Source organism: Parasaccharibacter apium, assembly GCF_002917995.1.
In the GTDB taxonomy this organism is placed as follows: domain Bacteria; phylum Pseudomonadota; class Alphaproteobacteria; order Acetobacterales; family Acetobacteraceae; genus Bombella; species Bombella apis.
In genome coordinates, this window is record NZ_LMYH01000013.1 from 133,553 (window position 1) to 152,556 (window position 19,004).

Consider the following 19,004-nt stretch of genomic DNA (forward strand, 5'->3'; position numbering starts at 1 on the left):
TTCCTCCAGTCCCGAACGAAAAAGGGCCGCTCCCATGCCGGGGTGGCCCTTTCTTCATGACAGGGTCTCCTGCCTCACCCCTGCTTCAGACGTTCCGACAGGCTCATGGCATGGGCGTCCAGCCCTTCCTCCCGGGCAAGAATCACACCGGCGGGGCCGACCTTCTTCAGCCCCTCCATATCCGTCTCGATGGATGTTGTCCGCTTCAGGAAGTCATAGACGGAAAGGCCGGAGGCAAAACGGGCTGTGCGGCTGGTCGGCAGGACATGGTTGGGACCACCGACATAATCCCCGACTGCCTCCGGGCAGAACCGCCCCATGAAAATCGCCCCAGCGTGACGGACCTTCCTGCTGAAGGCTCTCGGGTCATCCAGCAGGACCTCCAGATGTTCAGGGGCAAATTCGTTTACCACCTCGGCCGCCTCATCTTCCGACCGGACAATCACGACTGCCCCACAATCCTCCCAGCTTCTGCGGGCGATCTTCGCCCGGGGGAGTGTTTTCAGTTCTTCTTCCACTGCCGCAATGACCCTGTCGGCAAAGGCTTCATCCTGCGTGATCAGGACGGACTGCGCCTGCTCGTCATGTTCTGCCTGTGCCAGAAGATCAATCGCTACCAGACGGGGATCATTGCTGCCATCCGCCACCACCACGACCTCGGACGGACCGGCAATGCTGTCGATTCCCACATGGCCGAACACCTGCCGCTTGGCTTCCGCCACGAAGGCGTTGCCCGGCCCCACGATGCGGTCCACCGGGGCGATGCTCTGCGTGCCATAGGCCAGGGCACCCACGGCCTGCGCCCCGCCAATGCGGTAAATCTCCGTCACGCCACAAAGCCGGGCCGCCTCCATGACCAGCGGATTCAGCACGCCATCCGGTGTCGGCACGCACATGGCCAGCCGTCTGACACCAGCCACATGAGCCGGAAGGGCGTTCATCAGCACGGAGGACGGATAGGCCGCCTTGCCACCGGGCACGTAGAGGCCGGCGGCATCCAGTGCCGTCCAGCGCATCCCCAGCCGCAGCCCGGCATCATCCGTATAATCGAGGTCCCTGGGCAGCTGGGCCTCATGAAACGCCCGGATGCGCTCTGCCGCCAGGGCAAGGGCCTCCTTCGTCTCCGGGGCAACACGGTCTGCCGTCTCCCTGATCTCCGCCTCACTGATGCGCAGCTGGTCGGGGGTCAGGGCCAGCCGGTCGAACCGCTCCGTATAGTCACAGAGAGCTTCATCGCCCCGTTTCTGCACGTCGGCCAGAATGGCCCGTACCGGCTCCGCCACGGAGCCGCTCTGCTCACCACGGCGGGCCAGAACGGCCTTCAGCTCCGTTGCGAACTGCGGTGATGTCGTATTCAGGCGTTTCATCAGATGGACTCTCCCTTCCGGGCAGACTGGGCAACGGCAGACCGGAACCGTTCGATCAGGCTGCCAACTTCCTCGGGGCGGGTCTTCAGGGCGATGCGGTTCACGATCAGGCGGCTGGTCACATGGGCGATGGTTTCCACCTCTTCCAGCCCGTTGGCCCGCAGGGTGGAGCCTGTATCCACAAGGTCCACGATCACGTCGGCCATATCCAGCGCCGGGGCCAGCTCCATCGCCCCATGCAGATGCACGATCTCGGCATTGATGGCGCGGGAAGCGAAATGGCGGCGGGCAATGGCCGGATATTTGGTCGCCACCCGCAGCCGGGACCGTCCTTCCGGCGGCTCTTCATCCCCGCTTCCCTTCGGGCGGGCCACAGCGATGCGGCACCCGCCAATGCCAAGGTCCAGCGGTGCATAGAGATCGGGATAATCGAACTCCATCAGGACATCCGCCCCGCAGACACCAATATCAGCCCCACCATAGGCCACGAAGGTTGCCACATCGAAGGACCGGACCCGCACGACATCCAGCCCCGGCTCGGACGTGGGAAAACGGAGGCGGCGGCTGCTCTCATCGAGACAGTCCTGCGCCGGTTCAAACCCCGTATGATGCAGGACAGGACGTAGGGCCTTGAGGATCCGCCCCTTGGGGAGGGCCAGAATAAGCGGCGTCTTCGCCTGCATATCAGTCATCAGTAAGCTCCTGCTTGCAACATACGGGGCCAGCTTATCAGAGCCGCTTTCAGCCCGCTACTGGCCAGAGGGCGGCAACATCCCGGCGGCGGGCACGGGCCAGACGGCTGGCCGACAGCACGGCCCGTGCCTCTTCCACAGCCCGGTCCAGATCATCATTGACCAGAACGTAATCAAACTCCGGCCAGTGCGAAATCTCGCTCATGGCGGCCTTCATGCGGGAGGCGATTTCCTCCTCACTGTCCGAGTTCCGCCCACGCAGGCGGGACTCCAGCTCTTCCAGCGAGGGAGGCAGGACGAACAGCCCCACCACATCATCCGGCATGGCCCGGCGCATCAGGCGGCAGCCCTGCCAGTCAATGTCCAGAATCACGTCACGCCCGGCGGCAAGAGCTTCCTCCAGCGGCGCACGGGGAGTGCCGTACCCACGGCCGAATACCTCTGCCCACTCCAGCAGCTCACCATTGGCCGCCATGTGGCGGAATGTTTCCAGATCACGGAAGTAATAATGAACGCCCTCTTCCTCACCGGGGCGGGGGGAGCGTGTCGTGACGGACACGGACGTGAAGATGGTCGGGTCAGCCTTGCGGAGAGCCTGCGCTATGGTGGATTTTCCCGCCCCTGATGGTGCCGAAATTACCAGACACACGCCCCGTCGTGACTGCTCAACCATACCCTGCCTCATCTGCTTCCCTGTTCTGCCGTCTGGATGGCCTGCCCATCCACGGCCTCCGTTCCTGCCAGAAAAACACCTCCTTTGCCAGCAGAGGCCCGCTGTCACCCCACCGCATGGCCGGAATACCGTCAGGCCCGGGCTGCCTCTCATGTTTCTTCTGGCATTTCCGGCTGTTTCTGCTCTATCCTGCCTTGGCAGGTTCGTTTCCTGTCCGGGACACGGCCTGTATTGACCATAAAAAAGGAGTCCCATCATGGCATGGAACACACCGAAAGTAACCGAGATCCCTCTGGGCGGCGAAATCAACTCCTATGTCTGCGGCGAGAAGAAGTAATCTCCGCACGGGCATATGCGTGACAGGGAGGTGTTGGCAGACATGCCTGACCTCCCTGTTTCCGCACCTGATGGATCGGCGGGGCAGGTCCGTAGCCTGAGAGCGTCGCAGGTGCATAACACGGACACAACCAGCTGCTGCACTGCTGGGGAAAGGTGGTCTCTGTCGTGCTTGATGTCATTATTCTGGGCGCCGGTGCCGGTGGCGGTTTCCCGCAATGGAACTCCGCTGCACCGGGCTGCCTTCAGGCCCGTGAGGGCAGAAAAGCCAAGCCTCGCACGCAGGCCTCTCTGGCCGTCAGCGGTGATGGGGTTCACTGGTTCCTGCTCAATGCCTCACCGGACCTGCGCCAGCAGATTCTCGCCACCCCGGCCCTCCAGCAGCATGGCAGTACCCGTGGGACGCCGATCCAGGGGGTCATTCTTGCAGGGGCGGAAATTGATGCGATTACCGGCCTGCTGACCCTGCGGGAACGAGAACCCTTCACTCTGATGGGCAGCCCGTCTACCCTGGCCCAGCTGGACCGCAATCCCATTTTTGAGGCGCTGGACCGCAGCATCATTCCCCGCATCGCCCTTTCAGAAGGCACGACGGTGCCACTTCTCCTGAAAAACGGAGCCCCATCTGGCCTTGTGCTGGAAGTTTTCACCGTTCCCGGCAAGGCGCCCCTTTATGCCGAAGCGGAAGGCACAAAGCCTGACGACACGCTGGGTCTCTCCATCTCCGATGGACAAAAGACCATGCTCTTCGTCCCCGGCTGTGCCGAGATCACGCAGGCCCTGAAGGACCGTGCCAGCCGGGCTGACCTGCTCTTTTTTGACGGGACGCTCTGGCAGGATGACGAGATGATCCGCACGGGCCTCAGCCCCAAGAGCGGGCACCGCATGGGGCATGTCTCCATGAATGAAACAGACGGCCCGCTCCGACAGTTTGCTGCCTGTACAAGGCCGAAGAAATTCTTCGTCCATATCAACAATTCCAATCCTGTCCTCCTGGAAGACAGCCCCCAGCGTCAGGCAGCCGAGCAGGCGGGCTGGGTCATTGGTGAAGACGGGATGAGACTCAAGACCGAGGGACCGTCATGAACACTCTCCTTTCTCCTGACGAGCTGGAAGCCCGCCTCCGTGCTATCGGGGCGGAGCGCTATCACCGCCAGCACCCGCTTCACAAAGCCATGTATGAAGGCAGGCTGACCAAGGGGCAGCTGCAGGCATGGGCCCTGAACCGCTATTATTATCAGGCCCAGATCCCCCGGAAGGATGCCACCCTGCTCGCCCGCCTGCCCACGACAGAGCTGCGCCGTGAATGGCGCCGCCGGATTGAAGACCATGACGGTACGGCCGAAAGCCCCGGCGGCATTGCCCGCTGGCTGAAGCTGACCAACGGCCTGGGGCTTGATGATGACTATGTGACGAGCCTGAAGGGCCTGCTGCCTGCCACGCTGTTTGCCGTGGATGCCTACGTGGCCTTCGTGCGGGACCGCTCCATCCTGGCGGCTATTGCCTCCTCCCTGACAGAACTCTTCTCACCGACCATCATCGGGGAACGCATGGAGGGGATGCTCCGCAACTATCCCTACATCTCAGAAGATACGCTGGCCTACTTCAAACCCCGCCTGACACAGGCCCCGCAGGATTCCACCTTTGCGCTGAATTACGTCAAGGAACATGCCCGCACGCCGGAGCAGCAGCGGGAGGTCCTCGGTGCACTGGAGTTCAAATGCGCCATCCTCTGGCAGCTGCTTGATGCTCTGGACCATGCCTATGTGGAAGGCCATGTTCCGCCCGGTGCGTTCGTCCCTGAAACACCCTGATTCCTCTCCTGCCCGTCTGAAAGCTGTCCATGTCCTCCCCATTGCCCACGCCACCTGTCAGAGTGACTGAAGATGACTGTCCCGGTTTCAGCCGGGGTTACCGCCTCCAGCATGACAGGGTGCGGGAGCAATGGGTGATCCAGGCCCCCGAGCGGGCCCTGCTGGCAGACCCCATTGCTGTTGCCATCCTCCAGGAGCTGGATGGACAGACCCGTCTCGGTACGGTCATCGACCGGCTGGCAGCACGCTACGAGGCACCCAGGGAACAGATTGCCACGGATGTGCTCGCCCTGCTCTCCGAGCTGACGGAGAAGAGGATTCTCCGACTGTGAGCGGGACACCAGACAGCCCCATGACAGACGGAACCTCCACGCCTCCCCCGGCTCCCATGAGCCTGCTGGCCGAGCTGACACACCGCTGCCCGCTCTCCTGCCCCTACTGTTCCAACCCTGTGGAGCTGGAGCGCAAGGCACAGGAACTTGGCACGGAAGACTGGCTGCGTGTGCTGGAGGAGGCTGCCGGAATGGGCGTCCTTCAGGTCCATTTCTCTGGCGGGGAGCCCATGGCCCGCCCGGACCTCTACACCCTCATCTCCCATGCCCACAGGCTGAACCTCTATACCAACCTGATCACGTCTGGTGTTCTCATCACACCTGAAACCATGAAACGGCTTGATGAAAGCGGGCTGGACCATGTGCAGCTCTCCTTTCAGGATACCGATGGACCGGAAGCGGACCGGCTGAGCGATTTTAAAAGCGTCCAGCCCCGCAAGCTGGAGGCAGCCCGCCTCATCACGCAGGCCGGCATCCCCCTGACGCTGAACTTCGTACTGCAGAAGGCCAACATTTCCCGCATTCCCGCCATGTTTGCTCTCGCCCGCCAGCTTGATGCCCAGCGTGTCGAGATGGCCCATACCCAGTATTATGGCTGGGCCCTGAAAAACCGGGCAGCCCTGCTACCATCCCGCACACAGCTGGAAGAGGCGGGCCGCCATGTCGAGGCCGAAATGGCAAAAGGCGGGCTGGCCATTGATTATGTCACGCCAGATTATTATGCCGAACGCCCCAAACCCTGCATGGGGGGCTGGGGGCAACGCTTTCTCAACGTCTCACCCTCCGGCCATGTCCTGCCCTGCCATGCAGCGGAAACAATCCCCTCCCTGCACTTCGACAATGTGCGGGATCATTCACTCAGCCATATCTGGTACCACTCACAGGCTTTCACCCTCTTCCGGGGAACTGACTGGATGCCGGAGCCCTGTGCCTCCTGCGCCCGCAAGGAAATTGACTGGGGCGGATGCCGCTGCCAGGCACTGGCCCTGCTCGGAGATGCCTCCCAGACCGACCCTGTCTGCTCCCTCTCTCCCCATCGCCACCTGATTGATGACGCCATTGCAGAAGCAGAACAGACTGACGAACAGGCGTTCATCTATCGTCGTATGGGCCAAAAGACTTTCTGAACAGCCCCCTGTCTCCAGAAGCACCAGAACTTCATTTACACATCTGAAATAATGGGAAGCAGTTCCATTAACAAGATATTATGACATCCCGCACGGGCAGGGTCATTACCTTGCGCTCACCTGTCATCCCCCTTATTAGTGGACATCCCCCTCACATGGAATCTGCTATGACCGCCCCTGAGATCAGCATCATCATCCCATGCTACAATGAGGTCGAGAACGTTGTCCCCGTCGTGGATGCTCTGGAGACCGTCCTGAGTGGCATGACATGGGAGGTTGTCTTCGTGGATGACAACTCCCCCGATGGCACGATGGAAGCTGTCCGCCAGCTGGCCCAGAAGAAACCCTACGTGCGGGGGCTGCTGCGTATTGGTCGGCGAGGGCTGTCCTCCGCCGTGATTGAAGGGGCCCTCAGCGTGTCTGCTCCCCTGATTGCTGTCATGGACGGCGATCTCCAGCATGATGAAGGCTGTCTGCCCCACATGATTGCCGCCCTGCGGGATGGTCGGGCAGATATCGCCGTTGCCAGCCGGCACATCACGGGTGGCAGCAATGAGGGGCTTTCCAGCGTCTGGCGCCGCTTTCTCTCCAACACCGGCATCTGGACAGCCCGCCAGCTTCTCAATGTCCCCCTGACAGACCCGATGAGCGGCTTTTTTGCCATGCGGCGTTCCGTCTTCATGGACCGTGCCCCCCGTCTGGATGGCACGGGCTTCAAAATCCTTCTGGACATCATGATCGCCCGGCCTGAACCTCTGCGGGTTCAGGAAATTCCCATGAATTTCCGGGACAGGGCCCATGGGGAAAGCAAGCTGGATTCTGGCGTCATGCTCTCCTTTGCACGGATGCTGACCAAACACAGCTTCCGCCGTCGTCCCCGGCTGACCTATGGCACGACAGCTCTTGCGGGTGCCGGGCTCTTCTGGGCTGGATGGCGCCTGCTGTCCCGCAAACGATCAGCCTGATTCACAGCGCCACCGCTGATATGAAAAAAGGCCGCCCCATTGGGAACGGCCTTTTTTCATCCCCTTCGGCAGGGCCTCTTCAGGCCTCAGGCTTCAGCAGGGTTCTGACTGTCCGGGCCACACTGTCACGCCAGTCTGGCATTTTCTGCCCGAAAACACGCTCCAGCCTGCCATTGTCCAGGCGGGAATCCGCCGGGCGGGCCGCCGGTGTGGGCCAGTCTGCCGTAGTGATGGCCTCTACCTTCGGCATGGGCTGGCCATGACGGGCGGCTTCCTCCAGAGCGTGGCAGGCAAGCTCATGCCATGTGGCCTCACCAGCGCCCGTGGCATGGTAAATACCAGCATAGGAATCCTGCCAGCCTGTCTGTCTGATCGTCCCGATGATGCCCAGAATCACAGCGGCCAGATCATCGGACGAGGTCGGGTTTCCCCGCTGATCCCCCACCACACGCAGGTGGGGATTCCTTGCCCCCGCATTCAGCATCGTCTTGACGAAATTCTTGCCATGAGCGGAGTAGACCCATGCCGTCCGCAGGATGATGCTCTGGGGCTGCGCTTTCAGAACAGCCGTCTCCCCATCAGCCTTGGTCCGCCCATAAACCGTGACAGGATTGATCGGATCACTCTCCAGATAGGGCGTTCCCTTCCGGCCATCAAAAACATAATCCGTCGAGACGTGAATGAACGGAATCCCCCGGCGGGCAGCCTCCTCAGCCAGACGGGCCGGGCCAGCATGGTTGCCCTGCCGGGCCCCTTCCTGTTCCGTTTCAGCCAGATCGACCGCCGTCCAGGCCGCCGCATTGACAATAATATCAGGCTGGTATGTCTCAATGGCCGCAGCCAATGTCTCCGGGGCTGCAAAATCCACCTCCGGGCGGCCAACGGTCACGACATGCTCCCCACCCTGATCTCTCAAGGATGTGGCAAGCTGGCCTGTCCGGCCGATCACAAGAATGGAAGGCTTCGTCATGATGAAGACCCTTTCATGCCAGAAAACACGTAGCCCGCACGGGACTCACCGGTACTCGAACCACCCCTTGGCAGCCTCGAAGGAAGGGGCTTCCAGGTCTTTCTCCGAGAGAACAGCCTCCCCCGGGGCCACCGGCCAGTCGATCCCGATCTGGCTGCAATCCCAGCGCACGGACCGCTCGGATGCCTTGTCATAAAAACCGGTGCATTTGTACTGCACCTCGGTATTTTCCTCCAACGTGACAAAACCATGCAGGAACCCGACAGGCAGCCAGAGCTGGGACCAGTTTTCAGCCGACAGTTCAACACCGACCCACTGGCCGTAAGTCGGTGAGCCAGTGCGTGCATCTACCGCCACGTCCCAGATGGCCCCCCGTGTCACCCGCACCAGCTTGCCTTGCCCATGAGGGGCCAGCTGGCAGTGCAGCCCACGCACCACACCCTTCTGACGGGACAGACTCTGGTTGTCCTGCACGAACGTATCAGGAATGCCAGCCGCAGCCATGCTCTTCTGATTGTATGTCTCGGAGAAGAACCCTCGATTATCCCCAAAACGGGCCGGCGTCACCTTCACGATGCCGGGCAGGGACAGTGCCTCAACCTTCATCTCGTCATCTCCTCATCTCTCTGTTTCATGGCCCGATACAGGAGCCTCCCGGACGGGCAGAACCGGGGCAGGCAGCCTCACACCACTACCGGCCCACTCTCTGCTGCCACATAAAGCAGCATCTGCCCAAGCGGCGTTTTCTTCATCCTGGTGCCTGTCTCCAGAAGCTGCGCATGGGAGATGAATCCCATGCGATAGGCTGCCTCCGTTGGTGAACCAACCAGCAGCCCCTGCCGGGACTGGATGGCCTGCACGAACGTACCGGCCTGCATCAGGCTGTCCGGTGTTCCAGCATCCAGCCACGCACACCCACGGGCCAGCCGGTCCACCTCCAGCGTTCCTTCCTCCAGATAGATGCGGTTCAGATCCGTGATCTCCAGTTCACCACGATCACTGGGACGCACCCGACGGGCAAAGTCGCACACCCGCCCATCATAGAAATACAGCCCTGTCACCGCCCACTGGGAGGGAGGTGTGACCGGTTTTTCAATAATATCAAGCGCCCGCCCAGCCTCATCGAATGCCACAACGCCATAACGCTCCGGGTCCCGCACCTGATAGGCGAATACCGTCGCACCATGAGACCGCTGTGTGGCATCCCGCAACATATGTCGCAGCCCATCAGCAAAAATGAGGTTGTCCCCCAGAATCAGGGCACAAGGCGCACCATTGATCCAGTCTTCGGCAATATGAAAAGCCTGTGCAATCCCCTCCGGCTTCGGCTGGACACGATAGGTGAAAGTCACGCCAAACTGCTCACCCGTGCCCAGCAGACGCTGGAACTGCGCCTGATCATCCGGCGTGGTGATGATCATGATATCCCGTATCCCTGCCAGGATCAGGGTCGTCAGCGGATAATAGATCATCGGCTTGTCATAGACAGGCAGAAGCTGCTTGGAGACAGCCAGCGTCATCGGGTACAGGCGCGTCCCGGACCCACCGGACAGCAGGATACCCTTTGTTGGCGGTTGGTCAGTCGTTTCTTTCAGCATACCCGTCATGCCTCAGCTCCCAGTCTCCGGCCATCGTACCGCTGGCGGCGCAGGCGCTGCCACCATGCCCTGTTATCCAGATACCACTGGACAGTCCTGCGCAGGCCTGTCTCGAAATCGTGCTCCGCCTCCCAGTCGAGACAGCGCTCGGCATGGCTGGGATCAATCTCATACCGGAAGTCATGCCCCGGCCTGTCACTGACAAAAGTGATCAGCCGCTCCCTCGGGCCGGCCGGGTCCGGCTCCAGCTCATCCAGCAGGGCGCATATCCTGCGCACAACCTCCAGATTGCTACGGGGCTGCCTGGCCCCGATGGCGTAAGTCTCACCCGGTCTGCCATGCTCCACAGCCCGGACCAGTGCCCTGGCGTGATCCTCCACAAAGAGCCAGTCCCGCAGATTCTCGCCCTTGCCGTAAACAGGCAGGGGCTTGCCCTCCAGCGCATTGATGATCATGAGCGGGATCAGTTTTTCCGGGAAATGCCAAGGCCCGTAATTGTTGGTCGTGTTCGTCACGAAGGCCGGAAAACCATAGGTATGGTACCAGGCCCGCACCAGATGGTCGGAAGCCGCCTTGCTGGCCGAATACGGGCTGCGGGGGTCGTAGGCCGTCTCCTCCGTAAAAGGAGGATCCTCCGGTGACAGATGACCGAAAACCTCGTCCGTCGAGATGTGAAGAAACCGGAATCCAGCCTTCTTCGCCCCATCCAGCCCCATCCAGTACCGGCGGGCTACATCCAGCAGACAATACGTCCCCACGATGTTGGTCTGAATGAAGGCACCCGGCCCCTCGATGGAGCGGTCAACATGGCTCTCTGCTGCCAGATGCATGATGGCATCCGGCTGGAACTCTGCCAGAGCCTTCTCCACGGCTGGCTGGTCATTGATGGAAATACGCACATGACGGTAGCGTGGATCGGACGCCACGGCAGCCACCGTCTCCTCGGAGGCTGCATAGGTCATGCAGTCCACATTGAGAACCTGATGGCTGGTCCCCTCCATGAGGTGCCGCACGACAGCGGACCCTATGAAGCCGCATCCACCTGTTACCGCAACCCTCATCATGCCTCCTCATCCATCAATCTGTCGGGGGAACTTTACCCAAAAGCCCCCCACTGCCGACAATATTCCCGCTACCCTCTGTTCATAATAAACATATCAGGCAAAAAAACGGTTTCCATTCCTGAAAGTCCACCCGATACATGGGCCACATGTCCGGGCTCCTGCCAGTAATAGTAACGATGATGGCACCTACCGCTGATACACGTCATCCAGACGGACGATGTCATCCTCTCCCAGATAAGGGCCGGACTGCACCTCGATCAGCGTGACAGGGATGCGACCCGGATTCTCCAGCCTGTGTACGCAGCCAAGCGGCAGATAGATGCTCTCATTCTCCCGCACCGTGATCTGCTCGTCATCCCGTGTCACGAGGGCCGTACCCGCCACGACAACCCAGTGCTCCGAACGGTGGAAGTGCTTCTGGAGGGACAATTTCTCCCCGGGACTGACATGGATCCTCTTCACCTGGAAACGGTCCCCCTGGATGAGACTCTCATAGAATCCCCATGGGCGGTACATGCGGACATGCTGTTCCGCCTCCGTATGGCCCTCATCCCGCAGGCGTGACACCATGTGCTTGATGTCCTGCGCCCGCTCCCGATGTGACACCATGACGGCATCCCCCGTCACGATGATGATGAGATCATCCACACCGGTCACGGTCGCCACGATGCCATCGGACTTGACGTAACAGTTCCGGGCACGGTCCAGAAACACGTTGCCCTGTACGGCATTACCGTTTTCATCTTTGGGGGTCAGCTCCCAGACGGCATCCCAGCTGCCGACATCCATCCAGGAGAAACTGGACGGTACGACTGCGGCACGATCCGTCCGCTCCGCCACGGCATAATCCACGGAAATGGATGGGGCACGGGAGAAAGTTTCTCCGGCCAGCTGAACAAAGCCAAGGTCGCAGCTGGTTTCCTGCACTGCACGGGACACGGCCTCATGAATGGCCGGTTCGTATTTTTTCAGTTCCTCAAGGAAGACACGGGCACGGGCCACAAACATTCCCGAGTTCCAGAGATGCTGCCCATCACTGGCAAGGACCTTGGCCCTTTCGGCATCCGGCTTCTCCAGAAAACGGGCAATGTGATAGGCATTCTCCTGCCCATCCAGGAGGGGGCCCTGCTGGATGTATCCATAGCCCGTTTCTGCCCGGTTCGGCCGGATGCCAAAGGTCACGATATAATCCTGCCGGGCGGCCTCACAGGCCTGCTCCAGCGCCTGCTTCAGCGCTTCCTGCCCCTCTATGGCAGCATCGGCTGGCATGAACCAGAGAATGGCCTCCTCGTCCTGCCGGGCCTGCCAGAAAGCGGCAGCAGCCATGGCAGCAGCAGAATTGCGGGCAACCGGTTCAAGAATGATACTCGCTGCCTCGATGCCTGTCTGCCGCAGCTGCTCAGCCATGATGAAGCGATGCTCACGATTCCCCACCACAATGGGGGCGGCCTCCAGCCCAAGCGCCCGTGTCCGCTGCACAGTTTCCTGAAACGGCGTGTCCTTGCTCAGCAGAGCACAGAACTGCTTGGGATAGCTTTTACGGGAGACCGGCCAAAGTCGTGTTCCGGACCCACCGGAGAGAACAACAGGAACAATCATCGCACACCTTTCCAGCGCAGGCTGTCATCCAGCCTCTGGTCATAAAAATCATGTTAGCTATTATGATACCATGTTCATGCGGCTACCGGATAGAGCCGCCGCCACAACTCTGGCAGCTTCCCTGCCTCAGTGGACGTATCCGAGAAGAATCAGCTCACCATTATCCATGACTGGCCGATAGCCAGCCTTCGCCAGCCAGCTATCCACAGTGAGATTGCCGCTGCTGTAATGGGCCGAGGTACCGTAAAGCTGCACAAGGGAAAACCGGTGCTGGGCGATCACGCTACGCAGGGCCACAATATCCTGATTTTTCTTCAGCGCCTGTGAAAGATTGAACCCATCAATGGCATCACGGCTATTCGCCCAGTAGCACAGGGCCATATCCGTACAGAGCAGGGATGTGCTGTGCATCTTCAGCGCCTGTATGTAGGTCTGCCACTCACGGTCTTTCAGACTGACCGTCTGGACCTGCCTGTAAGAAGTCACCCCCCACAGCGGCAGCAGGAACAGCAGGGGCAGGCTCATCACGCAGCAGGCCCGGACAAAGCGCCGCTTCTGCTCCGGCCCCTCTGGAAGACGGGCCAGCCCGATCCCGCACAACAGGGTCGCCGCCACAAAGGCATCAAACATGCAATTGTAATCAACACCTTCGCCCAGCGATTCAAGACAGCCGAACAGACAGCCGAACGCCAGAAACAACCCCACCAGACAGGCCGGGTCCTGCCATTTCAGGGAGCGCCATTGCCGGAAGAAGAGCCCAAGCCCGACCAGAAGCATCCCCCCCATGAGTGGCAGCTGCCGCAGGCCATGAATGACCCGCCCCAACCGGATGACCCGCTGATGGAGAAAAACATCCCGGAAAAAACTGACCCCGTAAACCTCGTAGCAGCTGGCAAACCCGACCAGCAGCAGCCCGGCCGCCATCATGCCCCAGAGGACGGCTTTTTTCAGGTCGATGCAGAGCAGCCAGACAGACAGGGCCAGCGGCAAGGCCACGAGATTATGCTTGGTAAAGCCCCCCAGCACGATCAGGACAGCACAGAGAAACAGGCGCCGCCATGTCAGGTCAGCCACATTCCGGCTGACCGCCACGTACAGCCCCCCCAACATCAGGGCCTGGGCCAGCCATTGTGGGTCATTCATCCCGAAATAACCCTGAAAGGCTGTATTCGCCGTGACAAGGAACAGGGATGCCGTGGCCAGGGCCACCGGAAGTCTGCCTGTCACGACCTGGATGATGCGGACGATCAACACGGCCGATGCAAGAACGGACAGGCAGGACAGGATGCGGCCTGTAATGATGGCATCGAACCCGAGCCGGACCAGCCCGCCCATCAATACAAAAGAGAGAGGCGGGTAATTGTTGAAAACAAAACCCCGGTCCGATGAATAAAGCTGGTGATCTCCACCGGCTGTCCAGCTGGCCAGCTGGGCATTCCACCCCTCATTGACGTCCAGCGGGACATGATGGAACATGACAAGTACAGTCCGGAGACATGTCAGAAGAAACAGAACTGCCCAGGCCAGACACCAGGGCCATACAAAACTGTCCTCTTTTTTAGACATGAACGGATCCAACCCCTGAAAAAAACATCGTCTTATTCCTAACACTTCCTTTACAAAGGGCCCTGTAGCACAAAAAAATATAACGATTTACTGCCTGAAACAGCCAAATATATTTGACCCCATGCGTCCTGCGTATAGAATGCGCTCTCGTTTTCTTCTAAAGAAAATCGTCCTTATACTTAACTGGCCACCTGCATGTCATATAATTCACTCCGGGACCGCCTTGCCCGGTCACTGGACAGCAAGTACGTAGCGTACTCTCTACTGTTTGTCATGGCAATCCTGACCCGTTTCATGGTGTTCGGGAATCCCTTCATCTTCGCTGATGAAGAATTCTATATGCTTGTCGGTGGCAGAATGCTGCATGGCGAACTGCCCTATGTCGACATATGGGACAGAAAACCCATCGGCATCTTTCTGCTCTATGAACTTTTCCACCTTTTCGGTCCTTACCGCATCTGGGCCTATCAGGCCATTGCCCTGCTGAGTGCCTGGGCGACGTCCATCCTGTGCATGAAGGTCGCCCGCCTCATCGCCCCGGTCGGAGGGGCCCTCTGTGCTGGCTGTCTCTATCTGGTCTGGATTGCCAACTCACAGGGCTGCGGCGGCCAGACGCCCATCTTCTATAATCTGCTGGTCGTCTGGGCCATCCTGCTGGTCGCACGGTTCATGGCCGGGCAGGCCCGCCTCACCCTGTTCCAGACGGGAGCGGGAGTCATGCTGCTGTTTGGCATCGCTCTCCAGCTGAAAACATCTGTCGTTTTTGAAGGCATCTATGTCGGGCTGTTCCTGATGGGACTGACCTACCGGCAGGGCGGTACCCTGAAGCAGGTCATGGGCCATGCCATCATCTGGTGTGGGCTTGCCCTCGTGCCAACACTGGCTGTCATGCTGTTCTATGCGCTGGACGGCCACTTCCAGGAATGGTGGTTTGCCAACACCGTCTCCATCTTCCTGAAAAAACCCATCCCGGCTGCCTCTCTGCACCAGTGGTTGCATAATGTATACTGGTGCCTTGTCATGCTGGGCATCCTGCTCGGCACGACAGTCCTGCGCTTTCTCTTCAGAAAACAGACCGCCCACTGCCAGCCTCTCTCCCTTTTCCTTGGCGGGTGGGCGTGGACAGCCTTTGCCGGTTTTGCCCTCTTCAACACCTTTACCAAACACTATTCCCTGCCCCTTTATCCGGCCTTTTTCATAACCGCAGCACCACTCTGGGCCTCCCCTTTCAGCCGTCTCTGGCTCGTGCTGCTGCTGGTATGGGGGGGCATCCGCACCTACGACACAGAAAAGAAGATCAACCGTGCCAGCGATCTTTCCACCCTGCGGCAGGCCGTCTCCCGTCTTTCATCCCCTGTCGGCTGTGTCTTCAATTACGACACGCCTGATATTCTGCTGGACAGTGTCCCTTATTGCCATCTGACACGCTTCCCCTTTTCGGCCCATCTCAGCGCCGATACGGAACGGGACGCTCTGGGCATCGACCCTGTGCAGGAGACCGAAGCCATACTGGCCCAGAAACCCCTCTACATTCTCCTCTCTGCCGACGATACCGAGCATGACATGTCCATCAACCGGGATACCTATGCTGTTCTCACAAGAGAGCTCAAACAGCATTATGAGATGATCTACGAACATCCCCCACGCTATGCCTTCAGCGGGTTCATAATCTACAGGAGGATCCGTTGATCCTCCCGCAGGCGCCATGATTGCAAAAGGCGGCTTCTCCCTCTCCCGGAGAAGCCGCCTTTTTTTGATCTTCAGGCAGGAGAACTTCCTGCTTTTTCAGAAAACCCGATGGTAGTAATAAGAAAAGATACCGTCCTTGATGTAGAGATAGGCAGGGCCGAGCTCACTTTCCCCATACAGGAAAATATTGAGATTGGATGAGACAACACTGACAACCAGCAGGGCAACCAGAATCTTTTTCAGAGCCCGTACATCCTTCAGGTTATTGTACAGATAGACACAGCCAAGCGTCCCGAGGAAAACGATATCCGGGTAGAATTCCGCCCGGTACCGGTAATTCATGCTGATGGCAATCATCATCAGGAAAGCCGGTATTGCCAAGGATACGGCGACAGAAGCAAGCGCTGCCCGATTGATGGGGAACACACGGCCCTTGCGGAGCAGCCCGACAATCAGCAGCGCACCACAGAGCAGCATGAAACCATCTGTCAGAAAGAAGCTGCTGGGTGGCAGCTCATTCGCATCAATCAGCCGCGTGAAACTATCCTGAAGAACGTAATGCCCGTCAGCCTTCTGGAAAATCCACACCGGTACAAAGAAATAGACAATCCCCAGATAGAATCTCTGAAGATTGAACAGCCCATAAGTTTTGGTCCGCACGATGCGGCTGGGAAACTCCACATTGTAGAGGTACAGGTCGTAATTGGCGAAGGTAAGTGGATTGCCCCATCGTCTGTAATTCACATATGCCGTCACGATGATGGCCAGAACGGAGATGACTGTCGGCACAACGAGAGACAGCAGCGTGACGCCCTCATCCTTCGTCCTGAAGCTGCGGCACCATCTGTAAAAATGGATGATGAGAAAACAGAGCAGCGCCACATACAGCCCGATCCCCATCGAAACACGGGTCAACAGCGCACAGCCCGCCGCAACGGCCATGCAGACCCCACCATATCGCCAGTACTCCTTCTCGCAGAGGACACGGATGGCGCAGTACACAAACCATGAAGCGAAGGCCAGAGCCCAGAAGCAGACCTCCTGATACAGGCTGTGTTCAAAAAAACAGACCTGTTCACCCGAAAAAGCAAGGGCAATGGCCAGACAGAGCGAAACCCAGGACGTACCTCCAAGGTAACGCTCCGACACGAAACGCCATGTCCTGTAATTGAAAAACAGGATCATCAGCAGGGCCATGATGGATGAAAGACGGGTGATGTCCCAATGCAACCCATTGGGGAACAGCAGGACTGGCAACCTCAGCAGGGAGGGGAAAATGCCCCAGTAGGCATACACTTTCCCATTCCGGAGGAAACCCTCCTCTTCCACGGTCTTCGGGTCCACATCAAAATGGCCATGCAGCATGTGATCGATCATGCTGTTGAAAGTCAGCCGCAGCCCACCGGGCCGGTATTCTATCGGCAGATGGGACCATGACAGAATACCCATGATACTCCACACGATGGCGGCACACCATATGACCGTGGTCACGTTTTTCTTGCAGAACATCACAGCGCTCCCGGCAGCTCAGCGCCTGTCTGGAAAGACGGCAGGATAGGAAAGATAGGTCAGCCTCTTCTGCTCTTTCCGGGCAATGGCAATCGTGTCGAGGATCAACCCACAGACAAAACTCAGGAAAGAGAGCAGCACCAGAGCCGTGGCCAGCAGGGCTGTTGGCAGGCGGGGGACGACACCCTGCCGGAGATAGAAGGAAACGACAGGAATCCCCAACCCAAGCCCCAGGACAAACAGGACAGCCGCAATGGAGGAAAACAGCAGAAACGGCTTTTCCAGCTTCACGATCTGGACGATCGTGCAGAGTATCCTGATACCGTCCTTGTAAGTGCTCAGTTTGGACACGCTGCCCGGTGGCCGCTCGACATAAGCCGTCTTCAGCTCACCGACAGGCAACCCCAGCTCCAGCGCATGAATGGTAAACTCGGTTTCCGTCTCGAACCCCTGGGACAAGGCCGGGAATGACTTGACGAACCGCTTTGAGAAAACCCGATAGCCGGACAGCATGTCCGTAAGGCGACGCCCGAAAATCATGGTCACCAGCCCCGTCAGCATCCGGTTGCCCAATACATGACCCATGCGATACGCCGCCGGACGGTCCGTGACACGAGCCCCATTGACCATGTCCAGACCATGCTCATACGCATGCTCCAGCAGCCTGGGGGCCGCCTCGGCCTCGTAGGTCTCATCACCATCAATCAGGATGTAGAAATCTGCATCAATGTCGGAGAACATCCGCCGGACGACGTACCCTTTCCCCTGCATCCGCTCTGTCCGGACAATTGCCCCTGCGGCCCGGGCAACGTCCACTGTCCGGTCGGTGGAATTGTTGTCATAGACATAAATCTCCGCCCCCGGCATGTGCCTCGTGAATTTCTCCACAACATGCCCCACTGTCATTTCTTCATTGTAACAGGGGATGAGGACGGCCACCTTTATGGTCTCAAAATCCACGCAAACCTCTTTCCGAACATTTCAGGACAATAAAATTCCATACAGGTATCAGTCACTCTGTCTATGATGTCGGGCACAGAAACGCAACAATCCTGCCAGAAGCATTATATGGGGACTTCTATTGCACGATTGTTAAATACCTCGCCGTTCTCCATCAAATATCAGGCCACCTCCGGGCCCATGAAGCGCGTCAACCAATGACCTGGCGGCAACATTCCTGACCTGTCTCCACAGGGCAGGAATGTTTCTTGCCATACAGGAGGGCCAGATCACTTCCGCAGGAAGGCCACCGTCTCAAAGCAGGCCGCAGCGGCCTCACGGCCCTTGTTGTGCTCATCCCCCCGGGAGCGCACGATGGCCTGTTCGTCCGTATAGGTTGTCAGAATACCGAAAGAAATCGGCACATCATTCGCCAGCTGAGCCTGCATGATGCCAACAGTGGCCCCCATGGAAATGAACTCGAAATGAGCCGTATCCCCCTTGATGACACAGCCGAGGCAGATCACCCCCTCATAGATACCCTTACGGGCAAGGTGCTGGGCCATGATGGGCAGCTCGAACGCACCGGGGGCCTCATAGACATCCACCGTCTCATCAATGCCACGTTCCTTCAGCCACTCCAGCGCACCATCACGCAGACCGCCCGTCACATCAGGGTTGAAGCGGCTGACCAGCAGGGCCAGTCTTGGCGCTGGATTGAGTTTCAGGCCTTCCGGGGCCGTAGCGATATGTTTGCTCATGGT

General features: G+C 59.1%; 19 protein-coding genes. 7 read left to right on the top strand and 12 right to left on the bottom strand.

The annotated features are described in order from the left end of the window. Positions 1–74: 74 nt before the first annotated feature. Genes hisD through gmk form a run of 3 tightly spaced genes read right to left on the bottom strand, consistent with a single transcriptional unit; the run spans position 75 to position 2,732 of the window. Positions 75–1,367 (bottom strand): histidinol dehydrogenase, encoded by a 1,293-nt coding sequence (gene hisD / locus ASO19_RS06615; RefSeq protein ID WP_043559031.1) that lies wholly within the window; start codon positions 1,365–1,367, stop codon positions 75–77. After that, entirely contained in the window at positions 1,367–2,059 is a 693-nt protein-coding gene (gene hisG / locus ASO19_RS06620) for an ATP phosphoribosyltransferase (protein ID WP_043559032.1), read from the bottom strand. The genes hisD and hisG overlap by 1 nt, the downstream gene beginning before the upstream one ends. 49 nt (positions 2,060–2,108) lie before the next feature. Further along, entirely contained in the window at positions 2,109–2,732 is a 624-nt protein-coding gene (gmk, locus tag ASO19_RS06625; RefSeq protein WP_043559423.1) for a guanylate kinase, read from the bottom strand. A gap of 256 nt (positions 2,733–2,988) precedes the next feature. Here gmk and pqqA point away from each other — a divergent pair, with 256 nt between their 5' ends. The 6 genes from pqqA to ASO19_RS06655 all read left to right on the top strand — a co-directional run bounded on the left by pqqA (position 2,989) and on the right by ASO19_RS06655 (position 7,306). After that, positions 2,989–3,069, top strand: coding sequence for a pyrroloquinoline quinone precursor peptide PqqA (gene pqqA / locus ASO19_RS06630; protein ID WP_043559425.1), 81 nt, complete (start codon positions 2,989–2,991; stop codon positions 3,067–3,069). A gap of 167 nt (positions 3,070–3,236) precedes the next feature. Further along, a complete protein-coding gene (gene pqqB / locus ASO19_RS06635; protein WP_043559430.1) occupies positions 3,237–4,154 on the top strand; it encodes a pyrroloquinoline quinone biosynthesis protein PqqB in 918 nt (305 codons plus the stop codon). Further along, positions 4,151–4,882: a pyrroloquinoline-quinone synthase PqqC gene (gene pqqC, locus ASO19_RS06640; protein WP_043559033.1), complete on the top strand. Its 732-nt coding sequence runs from the start codon at positions 4,151–4,153 to the stop codon at positions 4,880–4,882. The genes pqqB and pqqC overlap by 4 nt, the downstream gene beginning before the upstream one ends. 29 nt (positions 4,883–4,911) lie before the next feature. Then, positions 4,912–5,214 (top strand): pyrroloquinoline quinone biosynthesis peptide chaperone PqqD, encoded by a 303-nt coding sequence (pqqD, locus tag ASO19_RS06645; RefSeq protein WP_081562403.1) that lies wholly within the window; start codon positions 4,912–4,914, stop codon positions 5,212–5,214. A 20-nt stretch (positions 5,215–5,234) separates the two neighbouring features. Further along, positions 5,235–6,341 carry a pyrroloquinoline quinone biosynthesis protein PqqE gene (gene pqqE / locus ASO19_RS06650; protein WP_081563322.1) on the top strand — a complete coding sequence of 369 codons (1,107 nt, stop codon included), beginning with the start codon at positions 5,235–5,237 and terminating at the stop codon, positions 6,339–6,341. Positions 6,342–6,508: 167 nt separating this feature from the next. Beyond that, positions 6,509–7,306: a polyprenol monophosphomannose synthase gene (locus ASO19_RS06655; RefSeq protein WP_081563323.1), complete on the top strand. Its 798-nt coding sequence runs from the start codon at positions 6,509–6,511 to the stop codon at positions 7,304–7,306. A 79-nt stretch (positions 7,307–7,385) separates the two neighbouring features. On the opposite strand, the gene rfbD is transcribed toward ASO19_RS06655, so the two are convergent. The 6 genes from rfbD to ASO19_RS06685 all read right to left on the bottom strand — a co-directional run bounded on the left by rfbD (position 7,386) and on the right by ASO19_RS06685 (position 14,013). Then, the gene (gene rfbD / locus ASO19_RS06660) at positions 7,386–8,276 is read right to left on the bottom strand and encodes a dTDP-4-dehydrorhamnose reductase (protein ID WP_103765651.1); all 891 of its coding nucleotides are present in this window, start codon (positions 8,274–8,276) and stop codon (positions 7,386–7,388) included. A 45-nt stretch (positions 8,277–8,321) separates the two neighbouring features. Then, positions 8,322–8,882, bottom strand: coding sequence for a dTDP-4-dehydrorhamnose 3,5-epimerase (rfbC, locus tag ASO19_RS06665; RefSeq protein WP_081562405.1), 561 nt, complete (start codon positions 8,880–8,882; stop codon positions 8,322–8,324). Between the two features lie 77 nt (positions 8,883–8,959). Next, on the bottom strand, positions 8,960–9,883 hold the full coding sequence (gene rfbA / locus ASO19_RS06670) for a glucose-1-phosphate thymidylyltransferase RfbA (RefSeq protein ID WP_227449732.1): 924 nt from the start codon (positions 9,881–9,883) through the stop codon (positions 8,960–8,962). Further along, positions 9,880–10,935 carry a dTDP-glucose 4,6-dehydratase gene (gene rfbB / locus ASO19_RS06675; RefSeq protein WP_043559038.1) on the bottom strand — a complete coding sequence of 352 codons (1,056 nt, stop codon included), beginning with the start codon at positions 10,933–10,935 and terminating at the stop codon, positions 9,880–9,882. The genes rfbA and rfbB overlap by 4 nt, the downstream gene beginning before the upstream one ends. A 189-nt stretch (positions 10,936–11,124) precedes the next feature. Beyond that, positions 11,125–12,537, bottom strand: a complete 1,413-nt coding sequence (locus ASO19_RS06680; protein WP_081562406.1) for a mannose-1-phosphate guanylyltransferase/mannose-6-phosphate isomerase — start codon at positions 12,535–12,537, stop codon at positions 11,125–11,127. Between the two features lie 126 nt (positions 12,538–12,663). Continuing rightward, positions 12,664–14,013: a glycosyltransferase family 39 protein gene (locus ASO19_RS06685; protein ID WP_146046924.1), complete on the bottom strand. Its 1,350-nt coding sequence runs from the start codon at positions 14,011–14,013 to the stop codon at positions 12,664–12,666. A 285-nt stretch (positions 14,014–14,298) separates the two neighbouring features. Here ASO19_RS06685 and ASO19_RS06690 point away from each other — a divergent pair, with 285 nt between their 5' ends. Further along, positions 14,299–15,792: an ArnT family glycosyltransferase gene (locus tag ASO19_RS06690; protein WP_146046925.1), complete on the top strand. Its 1,494-nt coding sequence runs from the start codon at positions 14,299–14,301 to the stop codon at positions 15,790–15,792. 96 nt (positions 15,793–15,888) lie between these two features. Here ASO19_RS06690 and ASO19_RS06695 read toward each other — a convergent pair whose 3' ends face one another. The 3 genes from ASO19_RS06695 to ribH form a co-directional block, all read right to left on the bottom strand. Next, complete coding sequence (locus tag ASO19_RS06695) at positions 15,889–17,301, bottom strand: hypothetical protein (RefSeq protein ID WP_081562409.1); 1,413 nt, start codon at positions 17,299–17,301, stop codon at positions 15,889–15,891. 18 nt (positions 17,302–17,319) lie between these two features. Then, complete coding sequence (locus ASO19_RS06700) at positions 17,320–18,261, bottom strand: glycosyltransferase family 2 protein (protein ID WP_043559049.1); 942 nt, start codon at positions 18,259–18,261, stop codon at positions 17,320–17,322. 269 nt (positions 18,262–18,530) lie between these two features. Next, positions 18,531–19,001, bottom strand: coding sequence for a 6,7-dimethyl-8-ribityllumazine synthase (gene ribH / locus ASO19_RS06705; RefSeq protein WP_043559053.1), 471 nt, complete (start codon positions 18,999–19,001; stop codon positions 18,531–18,533). Between the last annotated feature and the right edge of the window lie 3 nt (positions 19,002–19,004).

Excerpts from the sequence above, each read along its gene's own strand:
- hisD (WP_043559031.1), bottom strand. The coding sequence starts at position 1,367 with ATGAAACGCCTGAATACGACATCACCGCAGTTCGCAACGGAGCTGAAG.
- hisG (WP_043559032.1), bottom strand. The coding sequence starts at position 2,059 with ATGACTGATATGCAGGCGAAGACGCCGCTTATTCTGGCCCTCCCCAAG.
- gmk (WP_043559423.1), bottom strand. The coding sequence starts at position 2,732 with ATGGTTGAGCAGTCACGACGGGGCGTGTGTCTGGTAATTTCGGCACCA.
- pqqA (WP_043559425.1), top strand. The coding sequence starts at position 2,989 with ATGGCATGGAACACACCGAAAGTAACCGAGATCCCTCTGGGCGGCGAA.
- pqqC (WP_043559033.1), top strand. The coding sequence starts at position 4,151 with ATGAACACTCTCCTTTCTCCTGACGAGCTGGAAGCCCGCCTCCGTGCT.
- pqqD (WP_081562403.1), top strand. The coding sequence starts at position 4,912 with ATGTCCTCCCCATTGCCCACGCCACCTGTCAGAGTGACTGAAGATGAC.
- pqqE (WP_081563322.1), top strand. The coding sequence starts at position 5,235 with ATGACAGACGGAACCTCCACGCCTCCCCCGGCTCCCATGAGCCTGCTG.
- ASO19_RS06655 (WP_081563323.1), top strand. The coding sequence starts at position 6,509 with ATGACCGCCCCTGAGATCAGCATCATCATCCCATGCTACAATGAGGTC.
- rfbD (WP_103765651.1), bottom strand. The coding sequence starts at position 8,276 with ATGACGAAGCCTTCCATTCTTGTGATCGGCCGGACAGGCCAGCTTGCC.
- rfbC (WP_081562405.1), bottom strand. The coding sequence starts at position 8,882 with ATGAAGGTTGAGGCACTGTCCCTGCCCGGCATCGTGAAGGTGACGCCG.
- rfbA (WP_227449732.1), bottom strand. The coding sequence starts at position 9,883 with ATGACGGGTATGCTGAAAGAAACGACTGACCAACCGCCAACAAAGGGT.
- rfbB (WP_043559038.1), bottom strand. The coding sequence starts at position 10,935 with ATGAGGGTTGCGGTAACAGGTGGATGCGGCTTCATAGGGTCCGCTGTC.
- ASO19_RS06680 (WP_081562406.1), bottom strand. The coding sequence starts at position 12,537 with ATGATTGTTCCTGTTGTTCTCTCCGGTGGGTCCGGAACACGACTTTGG.
- ASO19_RS06685 (WP_146046924.1), bottom strand. The coding sequence starts at position 14,013 with ATGTTCCATCATGTCCCGCTGGACGTCAATGAGGGGTGGAATGCCCAG.
- ASO19_RS06690 (WP_146046925.1), top strand. The coding sequence starts at position 14,299 with ATGTCATATAATTCACTCCGGGACCGCCTTGCCCGGTCACTGGACAGC.
- ASO19_RS06695 (WP_081562409.1), bottom strand. The coding sequence starts at position 17,301 with ATGTTCTGCAAGAAAAACGTGACCACGGTCATATGGTGTGCCGCCATC.
- ribH (WP_043559053.1), bottom strand. The coding sequence starts at position 19,001 with ATGAGCAAACATATCGCTACGGCCCCGGAAGGCCTGAAACTCAATCCA.